Below are 818 nucleotides of genomic sequence, written 5' to 3' on the forward strand. Positions count from 1 at the left end.
ATGCCATGTAGATTACCGTGCCGGGCTTCCATGGCCCCTCCCGATCGAACCGCGTCATCAACGCTTTGCCCTACAACGCCCCCGCAAAGCCGATTGAGCGTTTATTCGGTGACTTGGAGACGCGCTATTTCAGCACGGCGCGCGGCCACAGACGAGCGAAGCCTGCAAGTCGTTGCTGATGAGCCGAAGAAGGTTCAGCAGGCCGGGATGTTATGCACTGCGTATTCCAATGATTCCGAAATAGTAATTCCGAGACTGGAGTGCACCCACGAGCAGGCTCTTGCCTGCCCCATTTGCCGAGCGCCTAGCTGTGGTTCTTTCTGATGCTCAAAATGGGTCCGCCGCCCGCGTAGTCGCTAGCGCAGCCGATTTGGGAGCGGCTTCGGTGCTTACAAACGCGCCGAGGCCAGATGCGCGATCTGAGCGCCTATTTCGTACCAGGCTTCCCGGGCGCGGATGAAGGGAATTTCGACTAGGTCCGATGACGGCAACGGCAGTTGCGCCTCACTTTGCTCGCCAAGGATCAGCAGGGCGAGCTCACGGCCGAACACCGTGCCTGGCGAGATGCCACGACCATTGTAGCCGCTGAAGCTGACTACGTTCCTGCCAAATTTGTGGAAGCGTGGCAGCGCATCCGTCGTCATGCCGATCTGTCCGTACCATTCATGGTCGAAGGCAATACTTCCAAGCTGCGGATAGAGCTTCGCCAGTGCCCGTCTGGCCCAGGCTTTGTGGATCGCCGTGCCGGTGTTGCGCAACGCACCGACACTGCCGAACACCAGCCGTCCCGACCTGTCGAGTCTGAAGGAAGACAGGAT

At 59.4% G+C, this 818-nt stretch carries 1 protein-coding gene; it reads right to left on the reverse strand.

All coding sequences use genetic code 11. From position 1 onward, the window contains the following. Positions 1 to 389: 389 nt before the first annotated feature. Positions 390 to 818 (reverse strand): FAD-dependent oxidoreductase (locus tag EN749_RS36600; protein WP_145991217.1); only part of this gene is annotated, 429 nt, incomplete at its 5' end.

The organism is Mesorhizobium sp. M7A.F.Ca.ET.027.02.1.1 (genome assembly GCF_004022985.1).
Classification (GTDB): Bacteria; Pseudomonadota; Alphaproteobacteria; order Rhizobiales; family Rhizobiaceae; genus Mesorhizobium.